The organism is Corynebacterium sp., from assembly GCF_012838985.1.
GTDB lineage: Bacteria > Actinomycetota > Actinomycetes > Mycobacteriales > Mycobacteriaceae > Corynebacterium.
This window is the reverse complement of record NZ_DUOE01000008.1, coordinates 1-22,378: the sequence shown is the minus strand read 5'-3', so window position 1 is coordinate 22,378 and position 22,378 is coordinate 1. Positions and strand designations below refer to the sequence as shown.

Genomic DNA, 22,378 nt, shown 5'->3' with positions numbered 1-22,378 from the left:
GGGTGGACCAGCCGAGGGCGCGGCGTCGGGAACCGGTGGCCTGGCGGATCGGGACGGCGACGGCCACGCCCTCGGGGATGTTGTGGATCGCGATCGCCACGGCGACGGGCAACGCGATGGACAGGTCCTCGAGGCCCGCGATGAAGGTGGCGAAGCCCTCCGGGAAGTTGTGGATCGCGATCGCACCCGCGGTGAACATGCCCATCTTCATCATGCGGCGGCGTTGGGCGGCCTTCTGCGGGTCCTCGCCGATACCGCGTTCGTGCGGGTTGATCGGCTCGGGGACGAGGCGGTCGATGAGCGCGATGACGCCGATACCGGCGAAGAACGCCCCGACCGCGCCCCACGAGCCACCGCGTTCACCCCAGGCCGTGGTCAGTTCCTCGAAGGCCTTCGGCAGGATCTCCATGAAGGAGACGTAGAGCATGACGCCCGTCGAGAAGCCGAGGGCCCCGGCCATGAAACGCCGGCCGGGGTTGTTCTTCATCACGGCGATGAGACCACCGATGCCCGTCGCCAGACCCGCGAACAGCGTCAGCCCGAAGGCGGTGAGGACGGTGGAGAGATCGTACATATGACCTGAGACTACGCGTCCGGAGTGTCGGTGCCCGACTCGGCAGGCTCGACCGGAACCGGCGTGCATCCGTCGGGCCCGCACACGAGCGTCTCGTCGGCACCCTCCGGCGGGGTGAGGTGGACCAGCTTCTCCAGATTGAACTCCATGCCCCCTTGTTACCACGGGTACCCTGGGGCGGTATGCACCAGCACTTTGAGATCAAGGTCCCCGGCGGAAAACTGGTCGTCGTGGACGTCACCACCGATGAGGGGCGTATCACGGACGCCCGGGTCTCCGGCGACTTCTTCCTTGAGCCGGACGAGGCCTACGAGGCGCTCGGACCGGCGTTGACGGGGGCGTCGACAAGCGAGACCACCGACGAGCTGCAGGCCCGCCTCGACCGCGCCCTGTCCGGGTTCGAGGACCTCGCCCTCCACGGCTTCACCACCCGCGACGTCGCCGTCGCCGTCAAGCGGGCCGTCTCCGGCGGCACCGACTTCACCGACCACGAGTGGCAGATCATCCGCCCCGGCCCCCTGCCGACGCAGGTCAACGTCGCCCTCGACGAGCTCATGCTCAACCAGGTCGCCGCGGGTGAGCGCGGCCCGACCCTGCGGTTCTGGGAGTGGGAGGACAAGGCGACGGTGATCGGCTCCTACCAGTCCTATGTGAATGAGGTGGACTCGGTGGGCGTCGAGAAGCATGACATCCAGGTGGTGCGCCGCATCTCCGGTGGCGGCGCGATGTTCATGGAGGGCGGCAACTGCATCACCTACTCCCTGTACGTCCCGGAGTCGATGGTGGCGGGCCTGTCCTACGAGGACTCCTACGCCTACCTCGACGAATGGGTCCTCGGCGCCCTGGCCCGCCACGGCGTGAACGCCTGGTACGAGCCGATCAACGACATCACCTCCGACGGCGGCAAGATCGGCGGCGCCGCGCAGAAGCGCCGCAAGGGGGCCGTCCTCCACCACGCGACGATGAGCTACGACATCGACGCCGACAAGATGATGGAGGTGCTGCGTGTCGGCAAGGTGAAGCTCGCGTCGAAGGGACTGCGGTCGGCGAAGAAGCGCGTCGACCCGCTGCGGAGACAGACGGGTGCGCCGCGGGAGGAGATCATCGAGACGATGGTCGCGGAGTTCAGCAACCGCTACGGCGCGGAACCGGCCTCGCTCACCGAGGAGGACCTTGCGGCGGCACATGCACTGGTGACGGAGAAATTCGGTACGGAGGCGTGGACGCATCATGTGCCGTGATGGCCTCCGCGTGACCGGCGACGCACGGAGCACCACCTCGCCGCGGCAAGTCTGTCACAACCTGTCGATTCTGTGTCCGGGCCGCTCGCGTTTCCGCAGGTGGCCGGTGAGCTCGTGAAGACAGAATCGACAGGTTGTGACACGCCCCGCGGACGCTACCCCGCTATCCCGCGGCCCAGCCGGCGTCGACCGGCAGCAGGACGCCGTTGACGTTGGAGGCGGCGTCGGAGAGCAGGAACACGATCGTCGCCGCCAGCTCCTCCGGCTGTGCGTTGCGCAGGGCGGACTCGTGGATCGGGGTGATCGCCGCGAGGCCGTGCGAGGGGTCGATGTCCCCCTCGTTGACGGCCGCCGAGGTGGTCATGATGTTGGTCTCCACGCCGCCGGGGGCGATGAGGTTGCAGCGGATGTTCTCGCGCCCGTAGGTGTAGGCGGTGTTCTTCGTCAGCCCCGCGATGCCGTGCTTGGAGGCGGTGTAGGCCGCACCCGCCGCCGCGCCACGGATCGAGGCCGCGGAACCGGTGTTGACGATCGCGCCGCCGCCTGCCTCCCGCATGTGCGGCAGCACGGCACGGGTGAGCAGGAACGGGGCGGTGAGGTTGATGCGCAGGCAGCGCTCCCACACCGCGTCCTCGGTCTCGGCGGCGCCGTCGAACTTGTCCATGATGCCGGCGTTGTTGACCAGGCCGAGGCGGCCGCCGGTGTCGACGGCCAGCTTCACCACGTCGTCGACGACCTGCTGGTCCGAGATGTCACCGATGGCGGCGGTCGCCTGCCCACCGGCGGAGGTGATCTCCTCGACGACGGTGTCGGCCGAGTCGGAGATGTCGGCGACGATGACGTGCGCTCCCCTCTGTGCGAGCTGGAGGGCGGTGGCGCGGCCGATACCGGAGCCGGCGCCGGTGACGATGATGGTCTGGCCTGCGAAATCCTGGAGGGACATGGGGGAACTCCTGTGGTCGATGTGACAGTGTGCCCCCCCACTGTAAGTCAGATCACCCCTGCCGGGCGGCGCGCACCCGGACTCCGGTGGCGGGTCGGGTGAGCATCCTCGTCCAGGGGAAGGTGAGATCCTCGACGTCGGTGGAGATCTCCAGGGTGGGTCGGGTGAGCATCACGGTGGCCGCCGACAGGGCCGCGAGGGCGATCTTCTCCCCCGGGCAGCGGTGCCCGGTGTAGACGTCAGCGCCACCCTGCGGGATGAAGGCCTCGATCGACTCGGCCTCCTCCATACCGGCATAGGGCAGGAAGCGCTCCGGGTCGAAGGATCCCGCGTCATCCCACTCCTGCGGGCTGGTGAGGGTGCCGACGAAATCGAGCAGCACCCGCTGGCCCTTCTTCATGGGGCAGCCGGAGAACTCGGTGTCCTGCGTGAGCAGGCCGGGCAGCATGGGCACGAAGGGGGAGGTGCGGCGCACCTCCTGGGCGAAGGCGACGGCCTCGTGCACGCCGGTGAGCTGGTCGCCGGCGGCCCGTCGGATGCGCTCCGCCCACTCGGGGTGTTCGACGAGCGCGACGGCGGCGAAGGCCGCGAAGCGGCCGACGGCGACGGTGGGACGGGTGAGGTTCTGGAGCTCGACGCCGGCGACGGCGGCGTCGACAAGCTCACCGTCAACGCCGCGCAGGTCAGCCATGTGGGCGAGCACCGAGTCGGCGGGGGCGGTGATCTCCCCGGCGCGGACCTGCCTGATCACGCCCTCCGCCCACTTGTTGAGACGCCGGCGCTCGAAGGCGGCGATCGGGTTGGTCCTGAGGTCACCGAACGTGTCGAGCAGACGGTTCATCTGCTTCGCACGCCGGTTCATCTCCTCGTCCGTCATCGGGATGCCCGCCCAGCGGAAGGCGGCCCGGCCGAAGGCCAGGGCGGTGTCGTCGTGGACGGTGCCACCCTCGGTGATCCAGCGGCGGTGGGTGTTCTCCAGTTCATCACCGACGAGGTCGGCGAAGTCGGCGACGCGGGCATCGTCGTAGGCGAGGTCGGCCATCGCCTTCTTGCGCACCTGGTGCTCCTCGCCGTCCAGGGTGTGCACGGCACCGTTGCCGAACAGCGGCACCTGGATGAATTTCGGCATGGCGCCGTCACGCCTGATGCGGGAGGAGTCGTAGAACAGGCGCACGCCCTCCGCTCCACGCACCAGGTGGGAGGTCCTGCCCAGCAGGGTGACGGCGACGGGGTCGTGGGAGGTGGCGGGCACCCCGGCCTTCTTCCTCATGCGGGAGGCGAAGAGGTAGCCGGAGCGGAGGAAGGAGAGGCCTTGTTCGAGTCGGACACGGGCAGTTGGCTGGGTCGTCATACGTCCAACCTACACATGCACAACCACTTATCGACGCCCTTCCGGTTCCGTCTCCTCGACGATTGTGTAGTCGGGGTGATCGGGCCCGTCGTCCTGGCTGCGTGAGTACTCCTCCAGCACGGCGCCGAGGACGGCCGGGTTGATGTGGCTGTCGTTCTCGTCGTCGGGGATGTGGTGGATGGGGCCGATGGGCTCCGGGGACGGGGCCTGCTCCATCTCCTCCCACTCCTCGGCGGTCTCGGCGGGCGCCCACTGGCGGGTGACGGTGGGGACCGGGGCCCCGAGGTCGTTCTTCAGGGCGGCCCCGAGGCTGAACATCATGATGAAGCCCATGACGAAGAAGGGCAGTCCGATGACGATGATGATCTGCTGCAGCGCCGAGAGTCCGCCCTCACCGGTGGCGGCCAGGAGCACGGCGGCGACCGCCCCCATGAGCACCGCCCAGGTGACCTTCTGGTGGGTGGGCGCGAAGGCAGGTTCCTTACCGGAGGCGATCATGTCGGTGACCATCGCGGCGGAGTCCACGGAGGTGGTGAAGAAGATGACGACGATGAGGATGCCGAAGCCGGACATGAATGTCGCGGCCGGGTAATGGGACAGGAACTCGAAGAGCGCGCCGGGGATGTCCCCCTCGACGGCGACGCGGTCCACCAGGCCGCCGCCGTCCTGCTCGATGAGGAAGGAGGAGGCGCCGAACACGCCGAACCAGATCAGGGAGAACACCACCGGCAGGCCGAGGACACCCGCGACGAACTCACGGATGGTGCGGCCGCGGGAGATACGGGCGATGAAGATGCCCACGAAGGGTGACCAGGTGATGGTCCAGGCCCAGTAGAAGACGGTCCAGGTGTTCTGCCACGTGGCGTTGTCGGGGCTGTTGGGGATGGCGTTGTTCCAGAAGGCCAGCTCAGGCAGGCGGGAGAGGTAGATGCCGAAGGACTCGATGGTGCCCTTGAGCACCATGACGGTCGGACCCGCGATGATGACGAAGATCAGCAGGCCGATGGACATCCAGATGTTGACGTTCGACAGGATCTTGATGCCGCGGTCGAGGCCGGCGGCCACGGAGAGGCACGCGACGGTGGTGACCACCACGATGATGGCCACCTGCACCACGGGAGAGAACGTCAGGCCGAAGAGGTCGTTGAGGCCCGCGTTGATCTGGAGGGTGCCCAGGCCGACGGAGGTGGCCACACCGAAGATGGTGCCGATGAGCGCGATGACGTCGATGGTCCGGCCGATCGGCCCGTAGACGCGGGAGCCGAGCAGCGGGGAGAAGATCGAGCTGACGCGGGGCGGCATCTTGCGCTTGTAGATGAAGTACGCGAAGCACAGCGCGGGCAGCGCGAAGATGGTCCAGGTGTGCAGGCCGAAGTGGTAGTGGGTGATCGCGATGGCCTGCCGGGCGGCCTCGGTGCTCTCCGGGGCGACGTCGCCGATGGGCGGGTTCGCGAAGTGGGAGATCGGTTCCGCCACGCCCCAGAACATGAGGATGGTGCCGATGCCGGCGGCGAAGAGCATCGCGAACCACACGAGGGTGGAGTACTCGGGGCGTTCGTCGTCGGCGCCGAGGCGGACGTGTCCGTAACGGCTGACCGCCACGACGATGAGGAACAGGAGGAACACCGTCACGCCGAGGATGTAGAACCAGCCGAGGTTCGACAGGATCCAGGTGGTGGCGGCGCCGAAGACGTCCCCGACCCAGTCGCCGGCGACGATGGTCAGCACGACGAAGGCGAGGACGGCCCCCACGGTGGCGAAGTACACCGCCGGATCTGTCTTGAGGCGCAGGGCGGAGGCGAGGCGGGTGAGCATGGGGCTCCCGTTCGGGGTCGGTGGACAGGGGTCCACCTCAACGTAAGCGGGGCCCGGGCGGAATCGACACCGGAACTTGACTGCACATGTGGCCCCGCCCGGCCGGAATCAGCGGCCCCACCTGCGGTGGAGGAGATCCATAACAATCCCCTAACTAATTGTCCTCAGCACCCAGCGCCGCCCGGAAAGCCGCCTCCGCCACCTCCCCGAAGGGCACGAAGATGACCTCCTCCACCCCTCCCACCGCGCGGCAGGTCTCCACCGCGATGCGGGCGGCGTCGTCCATCGGCCAGCCGTACACGCCGGCGGAGATCGCCGGGAAGGCCACGGTCCGGGCGCCCAGCGACGCCGCGAGCTGCAGCGACTCGCGGTAGCAGGACCGCAGGGTGGCGGAGCGGTCCTCGGTGGCGGACCAGACGGGGCCGACCGTGTGGATCACCCACCGGGCGGGCAGGTCCCCGACCCCGGTGGCCACGGCTTGTCCGGCAGGCAGGCCGTCGGGAAGCGTCGTGGCTCGGAGCTCGCGACACTCGGCGAGGATGCTCGGGCCGCCGACGCGGTGGATGGCGCCGTCGACACCGCCGCCGCCGAGGAGTCCGGAGTTGGCGGCGTTGACGAGGGCGTCGGCACGCACGCGTGTGATGTCACCTGGTTCGATGCGCAGCTTCATGCCGCCAGCCTAGGCAATCCAGCGCGGCACGCGCCGGAGGTAGGACTCGTACTCCGGGCCGAATTTCCCGCGCAGGACGGCCTCCTCCGCCGCGATCTGGCCACGGTCGACGGCCCACACGAACCCGGCGACAGGCAGCAGGCCGGCCCACGAGCCCCGTGCGACGGCGTGCGCGACGAGCACCCCGGCGAGCGCGAGGTACATCGGGTTGCGGGTGTGTGCGAGCACGCCGTCGGTGACCAGCACTGATGCCCGGTCGATCCGCACGGGGTCGAAGGTCGTCCCCGCCCGCGCGAAGCCTCCCAGCGCCGCGACGCCCAGCGCGCCGGAGGCCACGAGGAGGGGTGTGGCGCGGGTGAGGCGGGGCGTCGATAAGCGTCCGGTGAGCAGTTGGGCTCCGGCGGCGAGGGTGAACAGTCCGGCGGGTGGGATCCTCATGGCGCCCACGCTAGCGCGGCTAGGCTGTACACATGGCCGTTCCCAGCTACCCCCTCGCCCGCCCTCCGGTGGGCACGGACGTCCACTCGCTGCCGGTGGAGAAGGTCAGTCAGGCGATCCTGTTCTCGAATCTGCGGGCCGCGGAGCTCATGGAGCCGGGGGGCACGCTCATCCCGGTGCGGCTGATCCCGGACTTCATCCACGGTGGTTGGCGGGTGCGGTGGGAGTTCGGCACGATCGGGTCGGTGCCGGGGCCGTTGCGCCAGGTCTTCCCCGAACTGGAGCGCGTCCACCAGGCGCAGTGTGAGCCGTTGGCGTGGGCGCGGGTGTCGGTGAACAAGGAACGCGGGCTTCTCGACGTCGCCCTGGAGCTCCCCTCCCCCGAGCTCACCGTCCCCTGGAACTCACTTGTCGACGGCACCCGGCTCCTCCCCCAGGGCGGCCGCCTCCCCGCGACGTTGAGCGGTGGGAACCGGCAGATGCTCGGCCAGGTCGACGGTGTCGACGTGTGGGTCGAGGGTGAGATGGTCGGCCAGCTCGAGTACGTGCCGCTCGAGGACGGGGCGCTGGGGGTGCGGGTCTTCGTGGTCGACGGGGAGTCCTTCATCGACATCGGTGTCGGCGACGTGGCCCCCGTGCCGGTGCTGCCGGAGCGGGTCGTCGTGGAGGAGGCCCCCGAGCCGCCGCCTCCACCGCCGCCCGGGGTGTGGGCGATCACGATGGAGGCGGAGGAGCTCGCCGAGCCGAACCCGACGGGTCCCCGCACGATCTCCTTCCCGGCGGTGTCAACCGACCTCGACTGACGGTCGCTCCGCCGCCGGGCGCGCGACCACCGGCTCCGCCTTGAGCGTCGGTCGCAGCAGCAGCATCGCGATGGCGATGACCAGCAGCACCGAGGCCTCGTGGACGAGCATGCCGAGCGACATGGTCACGCCCCCGAGGAGGACGCCGGCCAGCAGGAGCGCGACGGTGCCGAGCGCGATGGAGATGTTCACGCGCATGGTGCGCACCGTGCGGCGGGCCAGGCCCAGCGCGTGGGGCAGGCGCGGGAGGCGGTCGGCCATGAGGGCGATGTCGGCGGTCTCGATGGCGGCCGGTGATCCGGCGGCGCCCATGGCCACGCCGATGTCGGCTCGGGCGAGCGCCGGGGTGTCGTTGACGCCGTCGCCGACCATGGCGACCACGTGGCCGGCGTCCTGCAGTTCCTTCACGATGTCGAGTTTGTCCTCCGGCATGAGTTCCGCGCGGACGTCGTCGACACCCAGGTGCGCGGCGACGTTGCGGGCCACCCGCTCGGCGTCGCCGGTGGCCATGACCACGCGGATGCCGCGGCGGTGGAGTTCGGCGACGGCGGCGGGGGCGTCGTCACGGATGGTGTCGGCGACGGCGACGATGCCCACGGCGCGGCCGTCGACGCCGACGTACATGGCGGTGCGACCGAGTTCGTTGAGCTCACGGACCGGTGCCGGGTCGGGCGCCACCTCCAGCAGTTCGGCGGAACCCACGGTGATCTCGTGGCCGTCGACGTGCGCGCGGATGCCGCGGCCGGCGACGGGCTCGGCGGTGTCGACGAGCGGGACCTCGAGTCCCCGGGCCTCCGCGCCCCGGATGACGGCCTCGGCGAGCGGGTGCTCGGAGGCGGTCTCCGCGCGGGCGGCGAGCCGCAGCACCTCATCGCCGGTCCAGCCGTCGAGGGCGATGACGTCGGTGAGCTCCGGGCGGCCGTTGGTCAACGTGCCCGTCTTGTCGACGACCACCGTATCCACCTTCGCGGCCGTCTCCAGGTACTCGCCGCCCTTGATGAGCACGCCGTCCTTCGCGGAGCGCCCGATACCGGCGACGATGGAGACCGGGATCGAGATCACCAGCGCGCCGGGGCAGCCGATGACCAGCAGCGTCAGGGCGAGTTCGACGTCGCGGGTGAGCACGCCGGCGAGCAGCGAGCCGAGCATGACACCCGGGGTGTACCAGGCGGAGAAGCGCTCCAGGAAGGTCTGCGTGCGGGCCTTGTCGTCCTGGGCGTCCTCGACGCGGTGGATGATCCTGGCCAACGTCGAGTCGGAGCCGATGCCGACCGCCTCGACGCGCAGCACACCGGAGCGCAGCCACGTGCCGGCGAATACCTCGGATCCCGCGGACTTCTCGGCGGGGACGGATTCGCCGGTGATGGTGGCCTCGTCGACGCCGCCGTGACCGGTGAGCACGCGGCCGTCGACGGGCACCTGCTCGCCGTTGCGGACGAGCACGACGTCACCGGGGACAAGTTCCCAGAGTTCCACGGTCACCGGTTCGCCGTCGCGCAGGAGTGTGGCGGTCTCCGGGGCGGCCTCGACGAGGTCGGCGAGAGCCCGGCGCGTGCGGTTGAGGGTCGCCTGCTCCAGCGCCTTGCCGAGCGCGAAGAGGAAGGTGACCGCCGCGGACTCCCAGTAGTTGTTGATGAACAGCGCACCGACCGCGGCCACCACGACGAGGAGGTCGATGGAGACCAGGCGGATCCGCAGCGCCTGCACCGCCGAGATGGCGATGCGGTAGCCGGCGACCACGGCCGCCGCGAGCATGAGCAGGTCGGAGCCTGTGATGAGTGAGATGGTGATGAGCAGTCCCGAGACGATGACGACGCCCCAGGTGTTCCAGTTCTTCATGACTGTGTCCTTGTCCTTTCCGGACCTTTCCGTCACCTGGGACGTCATCGTCCGGTGCGGGGATACCTAGATGTTCGACGGCTTCGCGGTGTAGCCGACGGCGGCGACGGCGTCGACGAGTTCCCTGACGGAGACCGTGTCCGGGTCGTGGGTGATGAGGATGCGGCCGGAGGAGAACTTCACCTCCGCCTTCTCGACGCCCTCCAGGCCGTTGAGCTTCGTCTCGATCTTGTTCACGCACGACGGGCAGGAGAACTCGTCGGAGCGGAGAGTGGTGGTGGTCATGGTCGTGTCCTTCCGGGTGGTTTCTTCTTCCTGACACCCCTGACGCTAAGGCCCCCGCGCGGCGGGTTCCTTGACGTGGATCAATCAGCCCGGAAGTCCCCGATTTTGCGGAACGGACCATTGTCCGGTGGTTTCTGCGGTAATAGAATCACCCTCAAGTGACCTGTCCCACCCCGAAGGAGACCACCATGACCGACTGCGAGAAGAACCCCGCCCTGACCAGCGCTTTCCGCATCCGTGACGCCATCAACAGCCGCAAGCTCGACGGACTCGAGGAGCTGTTCGCCGAGGACTTCCTCGACCTCACCGACCCCTCCGGCAGCCCCCGCGGACTCGAGGGTTACCTGCAGACCCTCGAGTATCTCTCCCGCACCCTCGGCATCCATGTCGAGGAGGAGGCGATCATCGAGACCCCCGACCGCATCATCGCACGCGTCACGGAACACGGCCGTGGCATCGCCGCGATCCACGGCGAGAAGGCGGACGGACGCCCGTACACCATCGACGCCGTCCACATCTTCCACACCCGCGGCAAGCTCATCGTCGCCCACTGGGGCATGCGCAACACCCTCGACATGCTCATCCAGCTGGGGTTGATCGAGCCGCCGCCGGGGAGGAAGTAGGTACCCTCGGAAAGTATGAATGACCAGATCAGAGAGGTGATGGCGCGCGTCGACCGGGCGGATTTCCTGCCGCCGGCGGCGCGTCGTCACGCGCCCTACGACCTGCCCATCGCCATCGGTCACGGGCAGACCAACTCACAGCCCTACACCGTGGCCTTCATGCTCCGGCTCCTCGACGTCCACCCCGGCCACCGCGTCCTCGACGTCGGCGCCGGCTCCGGGTGGACCACCGCCCTGCTCCACGAGCTTCTCGACGGCACCGGCCACCTCACCGCCGTCGAACTCGTCCCCGAGCTCGTCGAGTTCGGCCAGTCCAACCTCGACGCGGTCGGCCGCGACGTCACCGTCCACCAGGCGACGGAGGGCGTGTTCGGACTGCCCGGCCAGGGCCCCTTCGACCGGATCCTCGTCTCCGCGGAGGCCCCGACCCTGCCGCAGGAGCTCATCGACCAGCTGCGCATCGGCGGCGTGATGGTCATCCCGGTGGACGGCACGATGTTGCGGGTCGAGCGGATCAACGAGGACGAGGCCGCGATCACCGAGCACGGCGCGTTCCGTTTCGTGCCGTTGCTGCGGCGTCGCGGCTGACCCGCCGGAACCACATGTTCGAGAGGAGATGTTCGGGCGCACTCTGATCTCGAACCTGTCCCGCGCCGGGAGGGGTGGATCCGGGGATGTGGATCCGAATCAAGCTGGCGCTAGATCGGGTCGAACACCCGGAAGGCGACGGCCTGCGCGCCGTCAGGCTGCTCGAGCATCATCGGGATGAACTCCTCCGGCTCGGGGTGGTCCGGCAGGGCCTCGAAGTAGACCTTGTGGCTGGCCAGGGACTCGATGCCCGCGCGGACGCCGGCCTCGTCGACGGTGACGCGGTGGGTGGCGTCGCTGGCGTTGGCGATGAGCAGGCGCTGCGTCTTGTGCGCCGGCAGGTCGAGGTCGCGGTGCACCCAGGGGTTGTCGGCGTCACGGACCGCGTCGACGGTCATGAGTCCGGCGACACGGTGGTCGGCCTGGTTGTAGGAGCCGTAGGCCTCGAGATCGAAGTTGGCGGTGATGACGGTGTCCGGCTGGAACTGCCGGATGTGGCGGGCGATGTCGCGGCGCAGCTCCATCGAGTCCATGAGCTGGCCGTCGGGGTGGTCCAGCAGAGTGAGGTCGGTGACGCCGACGCTCTCGCAGGCCCGGCGCTGCTCCTCGGCGCGCAGGGGGCCGGCCTCGGCGGGGTCGAGGTGGCGGATCCCGGCCTCGCCGTGGGTGAGCAGCAGGTAGCCGACCTCCACCCCGGCGCGGGTCCACATGTCGACGGCGCAGGAGAGGCCGTATTCGGCGTCGTCGGGGTGCGCGACGACGATGAGGACGCGTCGGAAAGCACTCCAGTCCAGATCAGGCAGCACATTTGTTGTCATGCCACCCACTCTAGCGCTCCCGGCCGCCGGAGGGTGGCGCTGCCTATACTCGCGGCCATGGACCCCCTGCACCTCGACCCCGGCCCCGGTATCCCGGACGGACTGGTGATTCCGGGCGCTGACCTCAACGAACAGTTCGCCCGCTCCTCCGGCCCGGGCGGTCAGGGTGTGAACACCACCGACAGCAAGGTGCAGCTGTCGATCGACCTGGCGGCCACCTCCGCGCTCAGCGACGCCCAGCGGCGCCGCGCCCTGCGCAACCTCCGGCCCCGCCTGGCCGGCACGGTACTGCGGGTGCAGGCCTCCGAGCAGCGTTCACAGCTGCGTAACCGCGTGGAGGCCCGCCGTCGCCTGGCCGCCCTCCTCCGCGAGGCGCTCGCCCCTCCCCCGCCCCCGCGCCGGAAGACGCGCCCCACGCGGGGGTCGGTGCGGCGTCGACTGGCGGAGAAGCGTCGGCGCTCGGAACTCAAGGCCACCCGCCGGCGACCGGACCGGGAGTGAGGCATGGCCCGGCGCTACGCGCTGAACTACGACTGGGCCCGGCGCGGCCCGGTGCGGTGGACGGAGGAGTCGTCGGTCACCCTGCGGGTCGACCTCACCTCCGCCGGGGACGCCGTGTGGGAGGCGCTCACCGGATGGTGGTCCGGGATGCCGCGGGAGGCCGGGGTCGCCTATTCCGGCGGCTGCTGCTTCCCGGCACCGGTCCGGCTGTCCGAGGGGGCCGTCACCGCGTGGATCACGTCCAGCGGCGAGGACGCCTTCGACTCCGTCGCCCACCACGCGGAGGAGTTGCGCGGCGTGGCGGAGGCTGCGGACCCGTCGGTCACGGTCACCTGGACGGAACTTCCCCTGGAGTGAGTTTCGCCAGCTCAGGACTCTTTACCAACTTATTAAGGTATGAGATCATGGACTTAGTAAGGAAGGAGGAGCATCATGAGGAAACCCGGAAAACTGCTCAAGAGCAAGGCCACTTTCAACCGTGACGAACTGGCCGACCTGTTCGAGGACCTGGCCGCCCGCATCCGCGAAGGCGAGCTCACCCTCGGGCAGGGCGACGGACAGGTCTCCATGGACCTGCCGCAGACCTTCACCGTGGAGATGGAGGTCCAGAACACCGGCAAGCGTGTGCTCAAGCGCGAACTCGAGCTGGAGATCGAATGGCCCATCGAGGCCGACGGCACCCCGCTCGAAGGCCGCGATCCACGCTCCGGCTTCGTCATCAACTGACCGCGACCCGTGACGGCCCCGTCGTCACGGGTTCCGTCACGCTCCCCCACCACCACGGAAGGACCCTGTGCCCGTCTCTCTTTCTGATTCCGTCAAGTCCTGGGCCTCGCTTCTCGACGACGCCACCCGCGACCAGGCCCTCTCCCTGGGTGAACTGCCCTTCATCCATCCGCACATCGCGCTGATGCCCGACGCCCACGCCGGTCTCGGCTCCGCGGTGGGCACCGTCATCCCGACCGTCGGGGTGGTCATCCCCGCGGCCGTCGGCGTCGACATCGGCTGCGGCATGATCGCCGCCCGCACCCGCTACACCGCCGCCGACCTCGAGGGCCGGGACCTCACCCGCCTGCGCGACACCCTGGAGCACGTCATCCCGCTCTCCCCGGGCAACTACAACAAGCGCACCGACCGTTTCCCCTTCACCGCGCCGCGCCTGCGGGAGCTCTCCGACCTGGCCCGGCGTGACGACGTCGACCTCTCCCACTCCCCGCACTGGAAGGTGCAGCTGGGCACCCTCGGCGGCGGCAACCACTTCATCGAGCTGTGCCTCGACGAGGACGACGCCGTGTGGATGTTCCTCCACTCCGGCTCCCGCGGCGTGGGCAACAAGATCGCGCGCGTCCACATCCGGGCCGCCAAGGAACAGTGCCGACGCGAGGGCGTGAAACTCAACCACCCCGACCACGCCTACCTGCGCGAGGGCACCCCGGAGTTCGACCGCTACCTGCGGGAACTGCGCTGGGCGCAGCACTTCGCCCTGCTCAACCGCGAGGACATGATGGACCGCTTCGCCTGGGCACTCGCCGACTTCATGGGCGACGCCGACGTCGGCGAGGTCGAGCGCATCAACTCCCACCACAACTACACCGAGCCCGCCGTCATCGGGGGCCTGCAGGTGTGGCTGACCAGGAAGGGTGCCATCGACGCCTCCGCGGGCCGCCCGGGGCTCATCCCCGGCTCGATGGGGGCCCGCTCCTATGTCGTCGAGGGCCTGGGCAATGACGAGGCCCTGCGTTCCGCCCCGCACGGCGCCGGCCGGGTGCTCAGCCGCACGCAGGCGAAGAAGCGCTACACCGCCGCCGACCTCGAGGCCGCGATGGGTGGCATCATCTACCGCCCCGGCAAGCAGTGGGTCGACGAGATCCCGGCCGCCTACAAGCCGATCGACGTGGTCATGGAGGATGCCGTCTCCCTGGTGAAGATCCGCCACACCCTGCGCCAGGTGGTCAACGTCAAGGGGTTGTAGCCTTCCGGCAACACCACGACCTGATTCCACGGTGACGGTTGCAGGACCCCACCGACGCGGGGACACTGACCACATGCCTCTGCGCACCGATCACCTGTCGGCCGCCGCCGCCGACCTCGCCCCCGTGCTCACCACCGACGTCACCGCCACCTCCGTCACCCTGCACTGCACCTTCTCCCCCGGCTCCAGTTCCCGTCGACTCACCTGCCACGGTGATGAGGCCACCCGGCGCCACCCGAACCATGACACCTCTGCTGCCGGCGCACAGGTCCGGCAGTCACTGCCCGACCCCGACGGCACCTGGACCGTGAAGCTCCATGTCCACCGTGACGGCACGTGGACGGCCACCGCCGCCTCCGGCGACGTCAGCGAGATCATCCTCCGCCCGGTCATCTTCAATGAGCAGCCGGTCCCCCTGCCCCCGGTCGACTCCGCTGCGGCCACCGAGCTCGCCGACCTGTGGAACACCCACGCCGGTGACTACGAGGCGTCCGCCCCCGCGGGTGACCCCGACCTGGAGGAACTGGCCCGCGCCCTCGGCCAGCCGGTGCCGCCACAGCTGGCGACACTGCTGCGCCTGGTCAACGGCGCCGGGTACGCCCCCGGGGAAGGTGGGGGAAGCCCTGCCCGCGAGGACTCGCTCACCGCCGGCTGGTCGCTGCTGGGCACTGCGGAGATCGCCCGGGAGCACGCGATGTGGAGTGATCTGGCCGCCGAGGGCCCCTACACCGATGCCGCCTTCGACCTGGGCATCCCGGGGGCCCTGCAGCCTCGGCTGGTGCATCCGGGGTGGATCCCCTTCGCCCACGACCACAGCGGCAACCACCTGGCCATCGACACCGTGCCCGGCCCCAACGGCACCGCCGGTCAGATCCTCGAGTTCGGGCCGGACCTCGTGGACGGCCCCTTCCTCCACGCCGACTCCCTCCTCGACTTCCTGCAGGGGCGTCGGAGCCCCTGGCCGGAGGACCTCCGACTGGACCACAGGGCGCGCCCCACGGATCCCCGCCCCCTCCACGTGGATGACGTCCCCTCCTCCGTGCAGTCGCTGCGTCTCTTCGGTTTCTCCCACATCGACGGCGCGACTCTGGCCCAGGCCCCCGCCCTCAAGAGGATCATCATCCGCGACACGGGGACAGTTGACCTCACCGGCCTGCAGGACCTGCCCCTGCAGGAGCTGAGTCTCCAGGACATCGCCGACGTCGACCTCAGCCCGTTGGCCGGGCACCCCACGCTGCGGACGGTGACGGTGTCAGGGATCGGGGAGCTGCGGGGTGCCGATACGCTCGTCTCCCTGCCCCGCCTGGAGTCCCTCTCCTGTCCTGCGGAGGGAACCGACGTGGAGGAGCTCGCCGCCCATCCCCGTCTGCACCGGGTCTCGTTCACGCGGGAGATGCCGCTGGCCGAGCAGGTCGAGCTGTGCAACCGTCTCCGCCCCGCCGCCCCGCTGACGGTGCACACCGCCTCAGGCAGCCTGTGAGCAGGCGCGGGCCCTGTTCTTCCCCGCGAGTCAGGCGGGGCGCAGCTCCAGCAGACGGCCCGAGGGCCCGTCCTCGAGGACCCAGATCGCCCCGTCAGGAGCCTCGGCCAGCGCCCGGATGCGCGCCCCCATCTCCCACTCGTCGACGACCCGCGCCGGCTCCCCCAGTTCCACACGGACGATCCGCTCGCCGGAGAGCCCGCCGAGGAGGGCGGAGTCGGACCAGCCGTCGAAAAGCTCCCCTGAGTAGATGAGGAGGCTGCCCGGCGAGATCGACGGCACCCACCACGCCGCCGGAGAGTGGAAGCCGTCGCCGGGGGCGTGATCCGGGATGGGGTCGTCGTTGTAGTGGACACCCATCGACACCTCGGGCCAACCGTAATTGTCGCCCTCGACGAGCAGGTTGAGCTCGTCGCCGCCCTGCGGACCCATCTCGGAGACCCAGATACGGCCCTGCGCATCGGTGTCGATGCCCAACGGATTACGGTGCCCCATCGTCCACTGCTCCGTGCCCCAGGGATTACCCGGCGCGGGCTGACCGTCGAGGGTGAGGCGCAGGACCGAGCCGAGGTTGGTCTCGTGCTCCTGCGCGGGGCTCATCTCCTGGCGGTCGCCCGAGGTGACGTAGAGGAAGCCGTCCCGGATGAGCAGCCGCAGCGAGAGGTGCCCGTTGCCGGCGGCCGGGGTCTGCTCCCAGAGCTCCTCCAGGCCGACCAGCCGGTGGTTGACTGTGTCCAGGTACGCGCGGCCCACGACGCCCTGCGCGCCGTTGGTGTGCGACCGCACCCAGCTCAGGTAGACCATGCCGTCCTGCTCGAAGGTGGGACCCGGGATGATGTCGTGCATACCCGCCTGGCCCTGCGCGTGGACCTCCGGCAGTCCGGTGACCTCGGTGACCTTCCCCGTGGTCTGGTCGCGCAACTGCAGGGCGCCGCGTCGCTCCGCGATGAGCAGATGGTCGGTGCCCGGCAGGAAGGTCATCGCCCACCCCGTGTTGAAGGTGCCGTGCGCCGTGACGACGAAGTCACGGACCTCACCCGCATCCGGGGTCTCGTCCGTCGTGGACGCGGTCGCCGAGACCGTCGTCCCCGAGGACGGCGGCGGAGTGTCCGCAGCCTCGGAGGAACATCCGGCGAGCACGAGGGAGGCAGCCGACAGCAGAGTGGGCAGGGCGGGAATTCGACGCATGCGACCACCCTAACCGCCGGACATCTGATCTGTCTCCGCTCCTGTACGACGGCTGTTCCTTGGTAGTGTCCTCACTCGTGAACAAGACCCTCCGCAGTCTCGCACTGTCCCTCACCGTCACCGTGGCGGCCGTCTCCGTCGTGACAGCTCCCCCAGCCACCGCGCAGAGCTCCAGCAGCTCCGGCTCCTCCGGTTCCTCGGGGTCCTCGGGGTCCTCGGGGTCGTCGGGAAGCTCCGGTGGCACCCGCGGCCCGCAGAACAAGGTCGAGTTCGGCGAGGACCTGGTGGACGGCCCGCTGGTGATCACCGTGGTGGGTGACCTGCTCGGCCAGGGCATCTCCGAGAACGTCGGCTTCCTCACCGGTGACCTGGGGATCATGGCGGGCATCGGCGTCGGCGAGGAGTTCGCCGTCCTCTTCGGTGACTCCTTCCGCGGCGCCAGCTTCGGCCGGGGCGAGTGGATGAGCCCCGTCGGCGTCGTCGCCGTCCTGGATGAGGACGGCCGCATCAGGATCCTCCGCCCCCTCAACGACGGGGACCGCGTCGAGCAGCTCATCGACTACGCCCACCGGGACGGCCTCACGCTCATCCCCTCGGACGTCATCAACATCGACGGCACCCTCTACCTGCAGGGCATGTGGAACAAGGGCATCGGCAACGTGCTGCGCACCGAGATCTGGAGGTCGCAGGACCAGGGAGCCACCTGGGAATCCCTCGGCACCACGCCCACCTCCCACATGAAGGGCATGGGCAACCTCATCACCTGGGAGAACGGCCCGGACGGCTACGTCTACGTCATGTCCTCCGAGTTCAAGCGTGCCGACGACGTCCACCTCTCCCGCTTCCGCCCGGAGCAGATCGCCGACCGCACCACCTGGGAGCACTGGAACCCCACCACCGGTCAGTGGAGCGCTGCTTTCACCGGCACCCCGGTCCTGAAGGACAAGGTCGCCGCCGGCGAGATGTCCCTGCGCTACATCGAGGGACACTGGGTCCTGGCCATGTTCAACGCCGAGACCTACTCCGTCGAGGTGCGCATCACCGAGAACATCACCGACGACTGGGACTCCATCACCCCGGCCCGGGTCATCCTCGGCGGTTCGTGGGACGCTCCCCAGGACGCCGGCAACTTCGCCCAGGTCTACGGCGGCTACATCGTCCCGGGTTCCACCATCGGGAGCATGGACCTGGTCGTCTCCCAGTGGCGGACCTCGAACGACCGCCGGTACAACTCGACGCAGTTCAACGTGACGGGCCTGGACAAGTTCTTCGGCATCGGCGCCCCGGATGTGGCTGAGTCGCTCGCCCCGCAGTCCCGCATGGCCCCGCAGGCCACCCGGACCACGGAGATGGCCCCGGAGAGCCGCGTCGGTGACCAGAGTGTCATCCGTGTCCAGCAGACCGAGGTCACCGCCGACACCGCACCGGAGCAGGGCCTCCTGGACTCCACCACCGACCTGCTCATCGTGCCGCTGGGCAACGGATAGGCGCGGCGGGTGTCTCAACCTGTCGGATCTGCACATCTGCAGGGCACGTTTCCCCAGGTAACGGGAGGGTGCTCCGGAACAGATCCGACAGGTTGAGACAGGCCCTCCCGTACCCTGGGGCCATGAAGATCGGCAGGGTCGTGCCGAACCTGACCGTGCCGGACCTCACCGACGCCATCCATGAGCACGGAGAAGCTCTGGGCATGCGGGTGGTCATGGATCACGGGTGGGTGGCCACCCTGGCCGACGACGACGGTCACCAGCTCACCCTGCTCACGCAGGACGCCACCGCCCCGGTCAATCCGGACGTGTCGGTGTTCGTCGACGACATCCACGAGGCGCACCTGCGCGTCCTGCGTTCCGGCCGGCAGATCGTCCACCCCCTCACCGAGGAGCCCTGGGGCGTCACCCGGTTCTTCTACCGGGACTCCGCCGGGCGGGTGATCAACGTGGGCATGCATTCGGAGCGGCCCGGGTGGGCGTCAGTGGGCGTGGAGCTGGCGGCTGCGCTGGAGGACACACTGCACTCTGCGGCGCAGGACTCCCAGGTCACTCCCGGTGCCGCGATCAGCCTGTCGGCGGATCTGCTGTACTTCCCTGACTGCGTCGTCGCGGTTGACGGCTGGACCGACGATCCTGCGCCGTGGCCGGTACCGCTGCACGTGGATGTCCCGGGTGTGGTGCGCGACGTGCTCACCCACCTGCCGGAGGGGCTCACGCCCCGGGACCAGCTGTGGCTGGCGCTGGAGGCCTGGCTGGAGATGTTCTGGATCCGGGCCGGCCACGAGGTCGGCATGAGGGGATACCGGCGCGTCGATCCCCCGACCCCGTGGTTCAGCTGTCTCCTGCACGCACCGTCGGTGCATCCGGAGATGCGTTTCCGTCGTGGTCTGCCCGGACCGTCCTGACCACAGCGACCGCAGCGGCCTCAGCGGAATTCGAACTGGAGGTCCACGTCCCGGTCGATGGCGTGGATGATGCCGGTGTAGAAGTTGCGCGCCTGATCCTTCAGAAGTTCGCGGTTCAGCTCGATGTGCTCCTGCCGCTTCCCGTCGTCGAGGATCTCCATGACGGCCTCGGTGGAGTCGATCTTCTCGGTGACGAAGCTGAGCACCTTGCCCTCCCGGTGCACCGTCTTGAATTCAGGGTCGATGTAGCCGATGACCTTGAACGGCGGGATGGTGACCCGGAAGAGGTCGGGGCCGATCTCCGTGATCTTCACGTCGCGGCCGTCGATGCCCAGCTTGGAGTTGAAGCTGTACTGCAGGATGTTCGTCCGGCGGGTGCCCGGGAGGTCCCAACGGAAGATCCGGGTCTCCTTCTGCACGGTGTGCAGGCCCTGCGTCGCGGTGCTCAGCAGGACGATCTCCTCCCGGCGTTCCACGGCGTTGATGATCTCGGAGGTGGAGGTCTCCTCATGTGTCTCCACGGGGGCGTCGAGGAAGGAGGAGGAACTCCCCCAGATGAACCCTCCGACCAGGATCGCCGCCACGAGAGCGACTCCACCGACCACGGTCAGGAGCTTCCGCACCACACTCATCTGATTCCACCTTCGACCTCACATTGACCAACCAAGCGGGATCTTACGGTGGGATGAGAGCGGATGAAAATACGGTTAACGTCGCGACCTGCGCGCGTGACGCACCGCCAGCACCACGGACCCCACCATGAGGATCAGGCCGATACCGCCGAGCCCCGGGGCATCATCCAGCTCACCCAGGTACAGGAGCAGGGCACCGAAGGCCACCGCCACGAGCGCGAGCATATACGGGAGGTTCTTCACGAGGGGTGATTCTACTCCCGATTCCGCTGCCAGGCCCCCACGGCACTGGTCGGCGTGAAACCGAGGGTCCGGTTGATGCCCAGCATCCACCGGTTCTCCCCGGCGTTCCACGTGTGCAGGCGCCGCACCGCCGGGTACCGCCCCTGCAGCTGGGACAGGTTGGCCTGCTTGAGAGCCAGACCGAGGCCGTGTCCGCGGTCCTCGGCCCGTACGAGGGTGTCCAGCTGGTAGGCGGTCTCCGGTTGCCCCGCGGGGCACTCGATCAGCGTGTAGCCCACGGGCTCGCCCGCCGTGTTGAGTGCCACCGCCCACAACAGGTCGCGCAGGGCGGCGGTGGCCAGTTCCTCCTCGCGACGCACCCGCGCGGCGTCCCACACCGCCTCGTCTGATTCCCGGTTGCCGGTGGGCGCGTCCGTGGACATCCGCGCACGCAGCCGAGTCATCCCCTCCACCAGGTGTTCCGGGGTGGACCCCTGCCAGGTCACCACCCGGTAGTGCTCATCGACGTCCCCCTCCCCCACCACCACCGGCAGCCGCAGGGTGCTCGACACCTCCACCTGGTCGAGCACGAAACCGCGGGACTGCAACCAGTCGGTGAGTGGTGTGCGTTCCACTGCCCCGGTCCCCGTCGCCGGGACCAGGGTCGGATGGTCCTGCCGGGTGTGCTCCCACCAGGTCAGCGCCGTGCGCCGCTCCTGCCGGCACAGGTCGAGGAACGGGGGCCAGAGTGCGTCGAGAAGCGGGCGCGGATCGCGTCCCGGACGAAGCCTCGCCTCAACGTGGACGGTGCTGAGGTTCTCGCGGCGCGGCAGGAAGACGTGGAGAAACCCGAGGGGTGCGGTCGCGTCATGGAGCAGGACGAGCAGCTGTGTCTCATCCTCGTCGCCGGCGTGGGCCGCCAGGGTGTCTGCCCGGTGGTGGAAGTCCGTGTGACCCAGCAGGGCCTGCTCCGCCTGTTCCCCGAGTGCAGCAGCGTCACGGGCCGCCTGATGCGGGGAGTCCGGGGTGCCGAGGTCGCGGTGGATGGTGACGTTCACCGGCCCGAGTGTAGGCGTGGCAGGCGGGGCGCCGAAGGCCGCTGATTCTGCTCCTGATTCCGCTGGCGTCCGCCCCGCGCTCGGATACGATGAGGCACCATGTCACGACTTTTCCGCGGGGTCACCGCGCTGAGCACGACCGGCCTGTTCTGACGATGCACGCCCCTGATGTCGAGGACGATGTCCCGGTCCAGCCCCTGATCGAGTCGGAGGCGCTCCTGCTGTGCGGCCTCATGTGGGCGGGTACACACCACCCGGCCAGTGATGAGGTGTGCCGGGTCCTGCAGCCGGGTGACTTCTACGATCCGCACTACGGCGCGTTGTTCGGCGTGATCGCGCAGCGGCGGAGTGCCGGCAGGCCGGTGGACGCCGGCAGTCTGCGGTCGGCGCTCACGGAGATGGGCGACCGGGCGCCGCTCCCCCGCGCCTCCGTGCACCGCGTCCTCCTGGAGGTGGCCATGCTGCGGGTGGTCCCGGAGCTGGTCACCGACTACGCCGACCAGGTGCTCGGGTACTCCTACCGTCGGCAGTTCCAGGCGATGGCCGCGGCGCTGACGCATGCCGGGGTGTCCCTGCCGGAGGAGGAGCTGTTCGCGGCGCTGGTGGAGCACGGGCGGGCGCAGCGGGCCGCGTGGGAGCGGCGGCAGACGTTCCGGAGGCGGGACGTCGAGAAGCCCACCACCATGTGAGCCACACCACTAGGGTGGGCCGCAGGAGGTAACACCATGACAGACACGACGCACATCACCATCCTGCAGACCGCCGACCTGCACGGACAGCTGGAGACCCACGACGAGTTCTATCTGGAGGACGGGCAGCCCGTGTACCGGCGGGCCGGCGGCGTGGCCCGGATGAAGACCCTCTTCGAGCAGATCCGGGAGGAGAATCCGCACACGGTCATCGTCGACAACGGCGACTGCTTCCAGGGCAGCGGCTGGGTGC

Annotated in this window: 27 protein-coding genes; 13 read left to right on the top strand and 14 right to left on the bottom strand. The window is 69.2% G+C overall.

Annotated elements, in window-relative coordinates:
- Together GXZ33_RS00430 and GXZ33_RS00425 are read right to left on the bottom strand one after the other, a co-directional pair.
- Positions 1-574: ZIP family metal transporter (locus GXZ33_RS00430; RefSeq protein WP_291338899.1), on the bottom strand; the 574-nt coding region annotated here is incomplete at its 3' end.
- Positions 575-585: 11 nt separating this feature from the next.
- Complete coding sequence (locus tag GXZ33_RS00425) at positions 586-723, bottom strand: hypothetical protein (RefSeq protein ID WP_291338898.1); 138 nt, start codon at positions 721-723, stop codon at positions 586-588.
- A gap of 33 nt (positions 724-756) precedes the next feature.
- Here GXZ33_RS00425 and GXZ33_RS00420 point away from each other — a divergent pair, with 33 nt between their 5' ends.
- The gene (locus GXZ33_RS00420) at positions 757-1,815 is read left to right on the top strand and encodes a biotin/lipoate A/B protein ligase family protein (protein ID WP_291338897.1); all 1,059 of its coding nucleotides are present in this window, start codon (positions 757-759) and stop codon (positions 1,813-1,815) included.
- A 163-nt stretch (positions 1,816-1,978) separates the two neighbouring features.
- Here GXZ33_RS00420 and GXZ33_RS00415 read toward each other — a convergent pair whose 3' ends face one another.
- The 5 genes from GXZ33_RS00415 to GXZ33_RS00395 form a co-directional block, all read right to left on the bottom strand.
- Complete coding sequence (locus GXZ33_RS00415; protein WP_291338896.1) at positions 1,979-2,758, bottom strand: SDR family NAD(P)-dependent oxidoreductase; 780 nt, start codon at positions 2,756-2,758, stop codon at positions 1,979-1,981.
- 52 nt (positions 2,759-2,810) lie between these two features.
- Complete coding sequence (locus tag GXZ33_RS00410; RefSeq protein ID WP_291338895.1) at positions 2,811-4,109, bottom strand: cytochrome P450; 1,299 nt, start codon at positions 4,107-4,109, stop codon at positions 2,811-2,813.
- 27 nt (positions 4,110-4,136) lie between these two features.
- Complete coding sequence (locus GXZ33_RS00405) at positions 4,137-5,924, bottom strand: BCCT family transporter (RefSeq protein WP_291338894.1); 1,788 nt, start codon at positions 5,922-5,924, stop codon at positions 4,137-4,139.
- A 154-nt stretch (positions 5,925-6,078) separates the two neighbouring features.
- Positions 6,079-6,594, bottom strand: a complete 516-nt coding sequence (locus GXZ33_RS00400) for an O-acetyl-ADP-ribose deacetylase (protein WP_291338893.1) — start codon at positions 6,592-6,594, stop codon at positions 6,079-6,081.
- A 9-nt stretch (positions 6,595-6,603) separates the two neighbouring features.
- Positions 6,604-7,032 (bottom strand): isoprenylcysteine carboxylmethyltransferase family protein, encoded by a 429-nt coding sequence (locus tag GXZ33_RS00395; protein ID WP_291338892.1) that lies wholly within the window; start codon positions 7,030-7,032, stop codon positions 6,604-6,606.
- 32 nt (positions 7,033-7,064) lie between these two features.
- Between GXZ33_RS00395 and GXZ33_RS00390 the strand changes: the two genes are divergently transcribed.
- On the top strand, positions 7,065-7,835 hold the full coding sequence (locus GXZ33_RS00390; RefSeq protein WP_291338891.1) for a hypothetical protein: 771 nt from the start codon (positions 7,065-7,067) through the stop codon (positions 7,833-7,835).
- Here GXZ33_RS00390 and GXZ33_RS00385 read toward each other — a convergent pair.
- Together GXZ33_RS00385 and GXZ33_RS00380 are read right to left on the bottom strand one after the other, a co-directional pair.
- The gene (locus tag GXZ33_RS00385) at positions 7,818-9,674 is read right to left on the bottom strand and encodes a cation-translocating P-type ATPase (RefSeq protein WP_291338890.1); all 1,857 of its coding nucleotides are present in this window, start codon (positions 9,672-9,674) and stop codon (positions 7,818-7,820) included. The two genes, GXZ33_RS00390 and GXZ33_RS00385, sit on opposite strands and share 18 nt — an antisense overlap.
- Positions 9,675-9,740: 66 nt before the next feature.
- Positions 9,741-9,959, bottom strand: coding sequence for a heavy-metal-associated domain-containing protein (locus GXZ33_RS00380; protein ID WP_291338889.1), 219 nt, complete (start codon positions 9,957-9,959; stop codon positions 9,741-9,743).
- 158 nt (positions 9,960-10,117) lie between these two features.
- Here GXZ33_RS00380 and GXZ33_RS00375 point away from each other — a divergent pair, with 158 nt between their 5' ends.
- Positions 10,118-10,582 (top strand): ester cyclase, encoded by a 465-nt coding sequence (locus GXZ33_RS00375; protein ID WP_291338888.1) that lies wholly within the window; start codon positions 10,118-10,120, stop codon positions 10,580-10,582.
- A 15-nt stretch (positions 10,583-10,597) separates the two neighbouring features.
- Complete coding sequence (locus tag GXZ33_RS00370) at positions 10,598-11,170, top strand: methyltransferase domain-containing protein (RefSeq protein WP_291338887.1); 573 nt, start codon at positions 10,598-10,600, stop codon at positions 11,168-11,170.
- Positions 11,171-11,280: 110 nt separating this feature from the next.
- On the opposite strand, the gene GXZ33_RS00365 is transcribed toward GXZ33_RS00370, so the two are convergent.
- Positions 11,281-11,988: a PIG-L deacetylase family protein gene (locus tag GXZ33_RS00365; protein ID WP_291338886.1), complete on the bottom strand. Its 708-nt coding sequence runs from the start codon at positions 11,986-11,988 to the stop codon at positions 11,281-11,283.
- 57 nt (positions 11,989-12,045) lie between these two features.
- Between GXZ33_RS00365 and arfB the strand changes: the two genes are divergently transcribed.
- The 5 genes from arfB (at position 12,046) to GXZ33_RS00340 (ending at position 15,941) form a co-directional block, all read left to right on the top strand.
- Complete coding sequence (arfB, locus tag GXZ33_RS00360; protein WP_291338885.1) at positions 12,046-12,489, top strand: alternative ribosome rescue aminoacyl-tRNA hydrolase ArfB; 444 nt, start codon at positions 12,046-12,048, stop codon at positions 12,487-12,489.
- A gap of 3 nt (positions 12,490-12,492) precedes the next feature.
- On the top strand, positions 12,493-12,846 hold the full coding sequence (locus tag GXZ33_RS00355; RefSeq protein ID WP_291338884.1) for a hypothetical protein: 354 nt from the start codon (positions 12,493-12,495) through the stop codon (positions 12,844-12,846).
- Positions 12,847-12,921: 75 nt separating this feature from the next.
- Positions 12,922-13,215, top strand: coding sequence for an amphi-Trp domain-containing protein (locus GXZ33_RS00350; protein WP_291338883.1), 294 nt, complete (start codon positions 12,922-12,924; stop codon positions 13,213-13,215).
- A gap of 67 nt (positions 13,216-13,282) precedes the next feature.
- Positions 13,283-14,461, top strand: coding sequence for an RtcB family protein (locus GXZ33_RS00345; RefSeq protein ID WP_291338882.1), 1,179 nt, complete (start codon positions 13,283-13,285; stop codon positions 14,459-14,461).
- Positions 14,462-14,534: 73 nt separating this feature from the next.
- A complete protein-coding gene (locus GXZ33_RS00340; protein WP_291338881.1) occupies positions 14,535-15,941 on the top strand; it encodes an SMI1/KNR4 family protein in 1,407 nt (468 codons plus the stop codon).
- 30 nt (positions 15,942-15,971) lie between these two features.
- Here GXZ33_RS00340 and GXZ33_RS00335 read toward each other — a convergent pair whose 3' ends face one another.
- Entirely contained in the window at positions 15,972-17,129 is a 1,158-nt protein-coding gene (locus GXZ33_RS00335; protein WP_291338880.1) for a PQQ-dependent sugar dehydrogenase, read from the bottom strand.
- A gap of 77 nt (positions 17,130-17,206) precedes the next feature.
- On the opposite strand from GXZ33_RS00335, the gene GXZ33_RS00330 reads away from it, so the two are divergent.
- Together GXZ33_RS00330 and GXZ33_RS12625 are read left to right on the top strand one after the other, a co-directional pair.
- Complete coding sequence (locus tag GXZ33_RS00330; protein ID WP_291338879.1) at positions 17,207-18,616, top strand: DUF4185 domain-containing protein; 1,410 nt, start codon at positions 17,207-17,209, stop codon at positions 18,614-18,616.
- Positions 18,617-18,738: 122 nt separating this feature from the next.
- Positions 18,739-19,524 carry a VOC family protein gene (locus tag GXZ33_RS12625; RefSeq protein ID WP_363236657.1) on the top strand — a complete coding sequence of 262 codons (786 nt, stop codon included), beginning with the start codon at positions 18,739-18,741 and terminating at the stop codon, positions 19,522-19,524.
- Positions 19,525-19,544: 20 nt separating this feature from the next.
- Here the strand turns inward: GXZ33_RS12625 and GXZ33_RS00320 are convergent, their stop codons facing one another.
- From GXZ33_RS00320 to GXZ33_RS00310, 3 genes are all read right to left on the bottom strand, one after another.
- Positions 19,545-20,156 carry a hypothetical protein gene (locus tag GXZ33_RS00320; protein ID WP_291338878.1) on the bottom strand — a complete coding sequence of 204 codons (612 nt, stop codon included), beginning with the start codon at positions 20,154-20,156 and terminating at the stop codon, positions 19,545-19,547.
- A 75-nt stretch (positions 20,157-20,231) separates the two neighbouring features.
- Positions 20,232-20,399 carry a hypothetical protein gene (locus GXZ33_RS00315; RefSeq protein ID WP_291338877.1) on the bottom strand — a complete coding sequence of 56 codons (168 nt, stop codon included), beginning with the start codon at positions 20,397-20,399 and terminating at the stop codon, positions 20,232-20,234.
- A gap of 11 nt (positions 20,400-20,410) precedes the next feature.
- The gene (locus GXZ33_RS00310; protein WP_291338876.1) at positions 20,411-21,436 is read right to left on the bottom strand and encodes a hypothetical protein; all 1,026 of its coding nucleotides are present in this window, start codon (positions 21,434-21,436) and stop codon (positions 20,411-20,413) included.
- Positions 21,437-21,591: 155 nt separating this feature from the next.
- On the opposite strand from GXZ33_RS00310, the gene GXZ33_RS00305 reads away from it, so the two are divergent.
- Entirely contained in the window at positions 21,592-22,125 is a 534-nt protein-coding gene (locus GXZ33_RS00305; RefSeq protein WP_291338875.1) for a DnaB-like helicase N-terminal domain-containing protein, read from the top strand.
- Between the two features lie 36 nt (positions 22,126-22,161).
- Positions 22,162-22,378, top strand: a 217-nt coding sequence (locus tag GXZ33_RS00300; RefSeq protein ID WP_291338874.1) for a metallophosphoesterase, incomplete at its 3' end; no start/stop codon positions are given.

Excerpts from the sequence above, each read along its gene's own strand:
- GXZ33_RS00305 (WP_291338875.1), top strand. The coding sequence starts at position 21,592 with ATGCACGCCCCTGATGTCGAGGACGATGTCCCGGTCCAGCCCCTGATC.
- GXZ33_RS00340 (WP_291338881.1), top strand. The coding sequence starts at position 14,535 with ATGCCTCTGCGCACCGATCACCTGTCGGCCGCCGCCGCCGACCTCGCC.
- GXZ33_RS00335 (WP_291338880.1), bottom strand. The coding sequence starts at position 17,129 with ATGCGTCGAATTCCCGCCCTGCCCACTCTGCTGTCGGCTGCCTCCCTC.
- GXZ33_RS00415 (WP_291338896.1), bottom strand. The coding sequence starts at position 2,758 with ATGTCCCTCCAGGATTTCGCAGGCCAGACCATCATCGTCACCGGCGCC.
- GXZ33_RS00350 (WP_291338883.1), top strand. The coding sequence starts at position 12,922 with ATGAGGAAACCCGGAAAACTGCTCAAGAGCAAGGCCACTTTCAACCGT.
- GXZ33_RS12625 (WP_363236657.1), top strand. The coding sequence starts at position 18,739 with ATGAAGATCGGCAGGGTCGTGCCGAACCTGACCGTGCCGGACCTCACC.
- GXZ33_RS00390 (WP_291338891.1), top strand. The coding sequence starts at position 7,065 with ATGGCCGTTCCCAGCTACCCCCTCGCCCGCCCTCCGGTGGGCACGGAC.
- GXZ33_RS00405 (WP_291338894.1), bottom strand. The coding sequence starts at position 5,924 with ATGCTCACCCGCCTCGCCTCCGCCCTGCGCCTCAAGACAGATCCGGCG.
- arfB (WP_291338885.1), top strand. The coding sequence starts at position 12,046 with ATGGACCCCCTGCACCTCGACCCCGGCCCCGGTATCCCGGACGGACTG.
- GXZ33_RS00355 (WP_291338884.1), top strand. The coding sequence starts at position 12,493 with ATGGCCCGGCGCTACGCGCTGAACTACGACTGGGCCCGGCGCGGCCCG.
- GXZ33_RS00395 (WP_291338892.1), bottom strand. The coding sequence starts at position 7,032 with ATGAGGATCCCACCCGCCGGACTGTTCACCCTCGCCGCCGGAGCCCAA.
- GXZ33_RS00400 (WP_291338893.1), bottom strand. The coding sequence starts at position 6,594 with ATGAAGCTGCGCATCGAACCAGGTGACATCACACGCGTGCGTGCCGAC.
- GXZ33_RS00425 (WP_291338898.1), bottom strand. The coding sequence starts at position 723 with ATGGAGTTCAATCTGGAGAAGCTGGTCCACCTCACCCCGCCGGAGGGT.
- GXZ33_RS00365 (WP_291338886.1), bottom strand. The coding sequence starts at position 11,988 with ATGACAACAAATGTGCTGCCTGATCTGGACTGGAGTGCTTTCCGACGC.
- GXZ33_RS00380 (WP_291338889.1), bottom strand. The coding sequence starts at position 9,959 with ATGACCACCACCACTCTCCGCTCCGACGAGTTCTCCTGCCCGTCGTGC.
- GXZ33_RS00410 (WP_291338895.1), bottom strand. The coding sequence starts at position 4,109 with ATGACGACCCAGCCAACTGCCCGTGTCCGACTCGAACAAGGCCTCTCC.
- GXZ33_RS00385 (WP_291338890.1), bottom strand. The coding sequence starts at position 9,674 with ATGAAGAACTGGAACACCTGGGGCGTCGTCATCGTCTCGGGACTGCTC.
- GXZ33_RS00370 (WP_291338887.1), top strand. The coding sequence starts at position 10,598 with ATGAATGACCAGATCAGAGAGGTGATGGCGCGCGTCGACCGGGCGGAT.
- GXZ33_RS00320 (WP_291338878.1), bottom strand. The coding sequence starts at position 20,156 with ATGAGTGTGGTGCGGAAGCTCCTGACCGTGGTCGGTGGAGTCGCTCTC.
- GXZ33_RS00420 (WP_291338897.1), top strand. The coding sequence starts at position 757 with ATGCACCAGCACTTTGAGATCAAGGTCCCCGGCGGAAAACTGGTCGTC.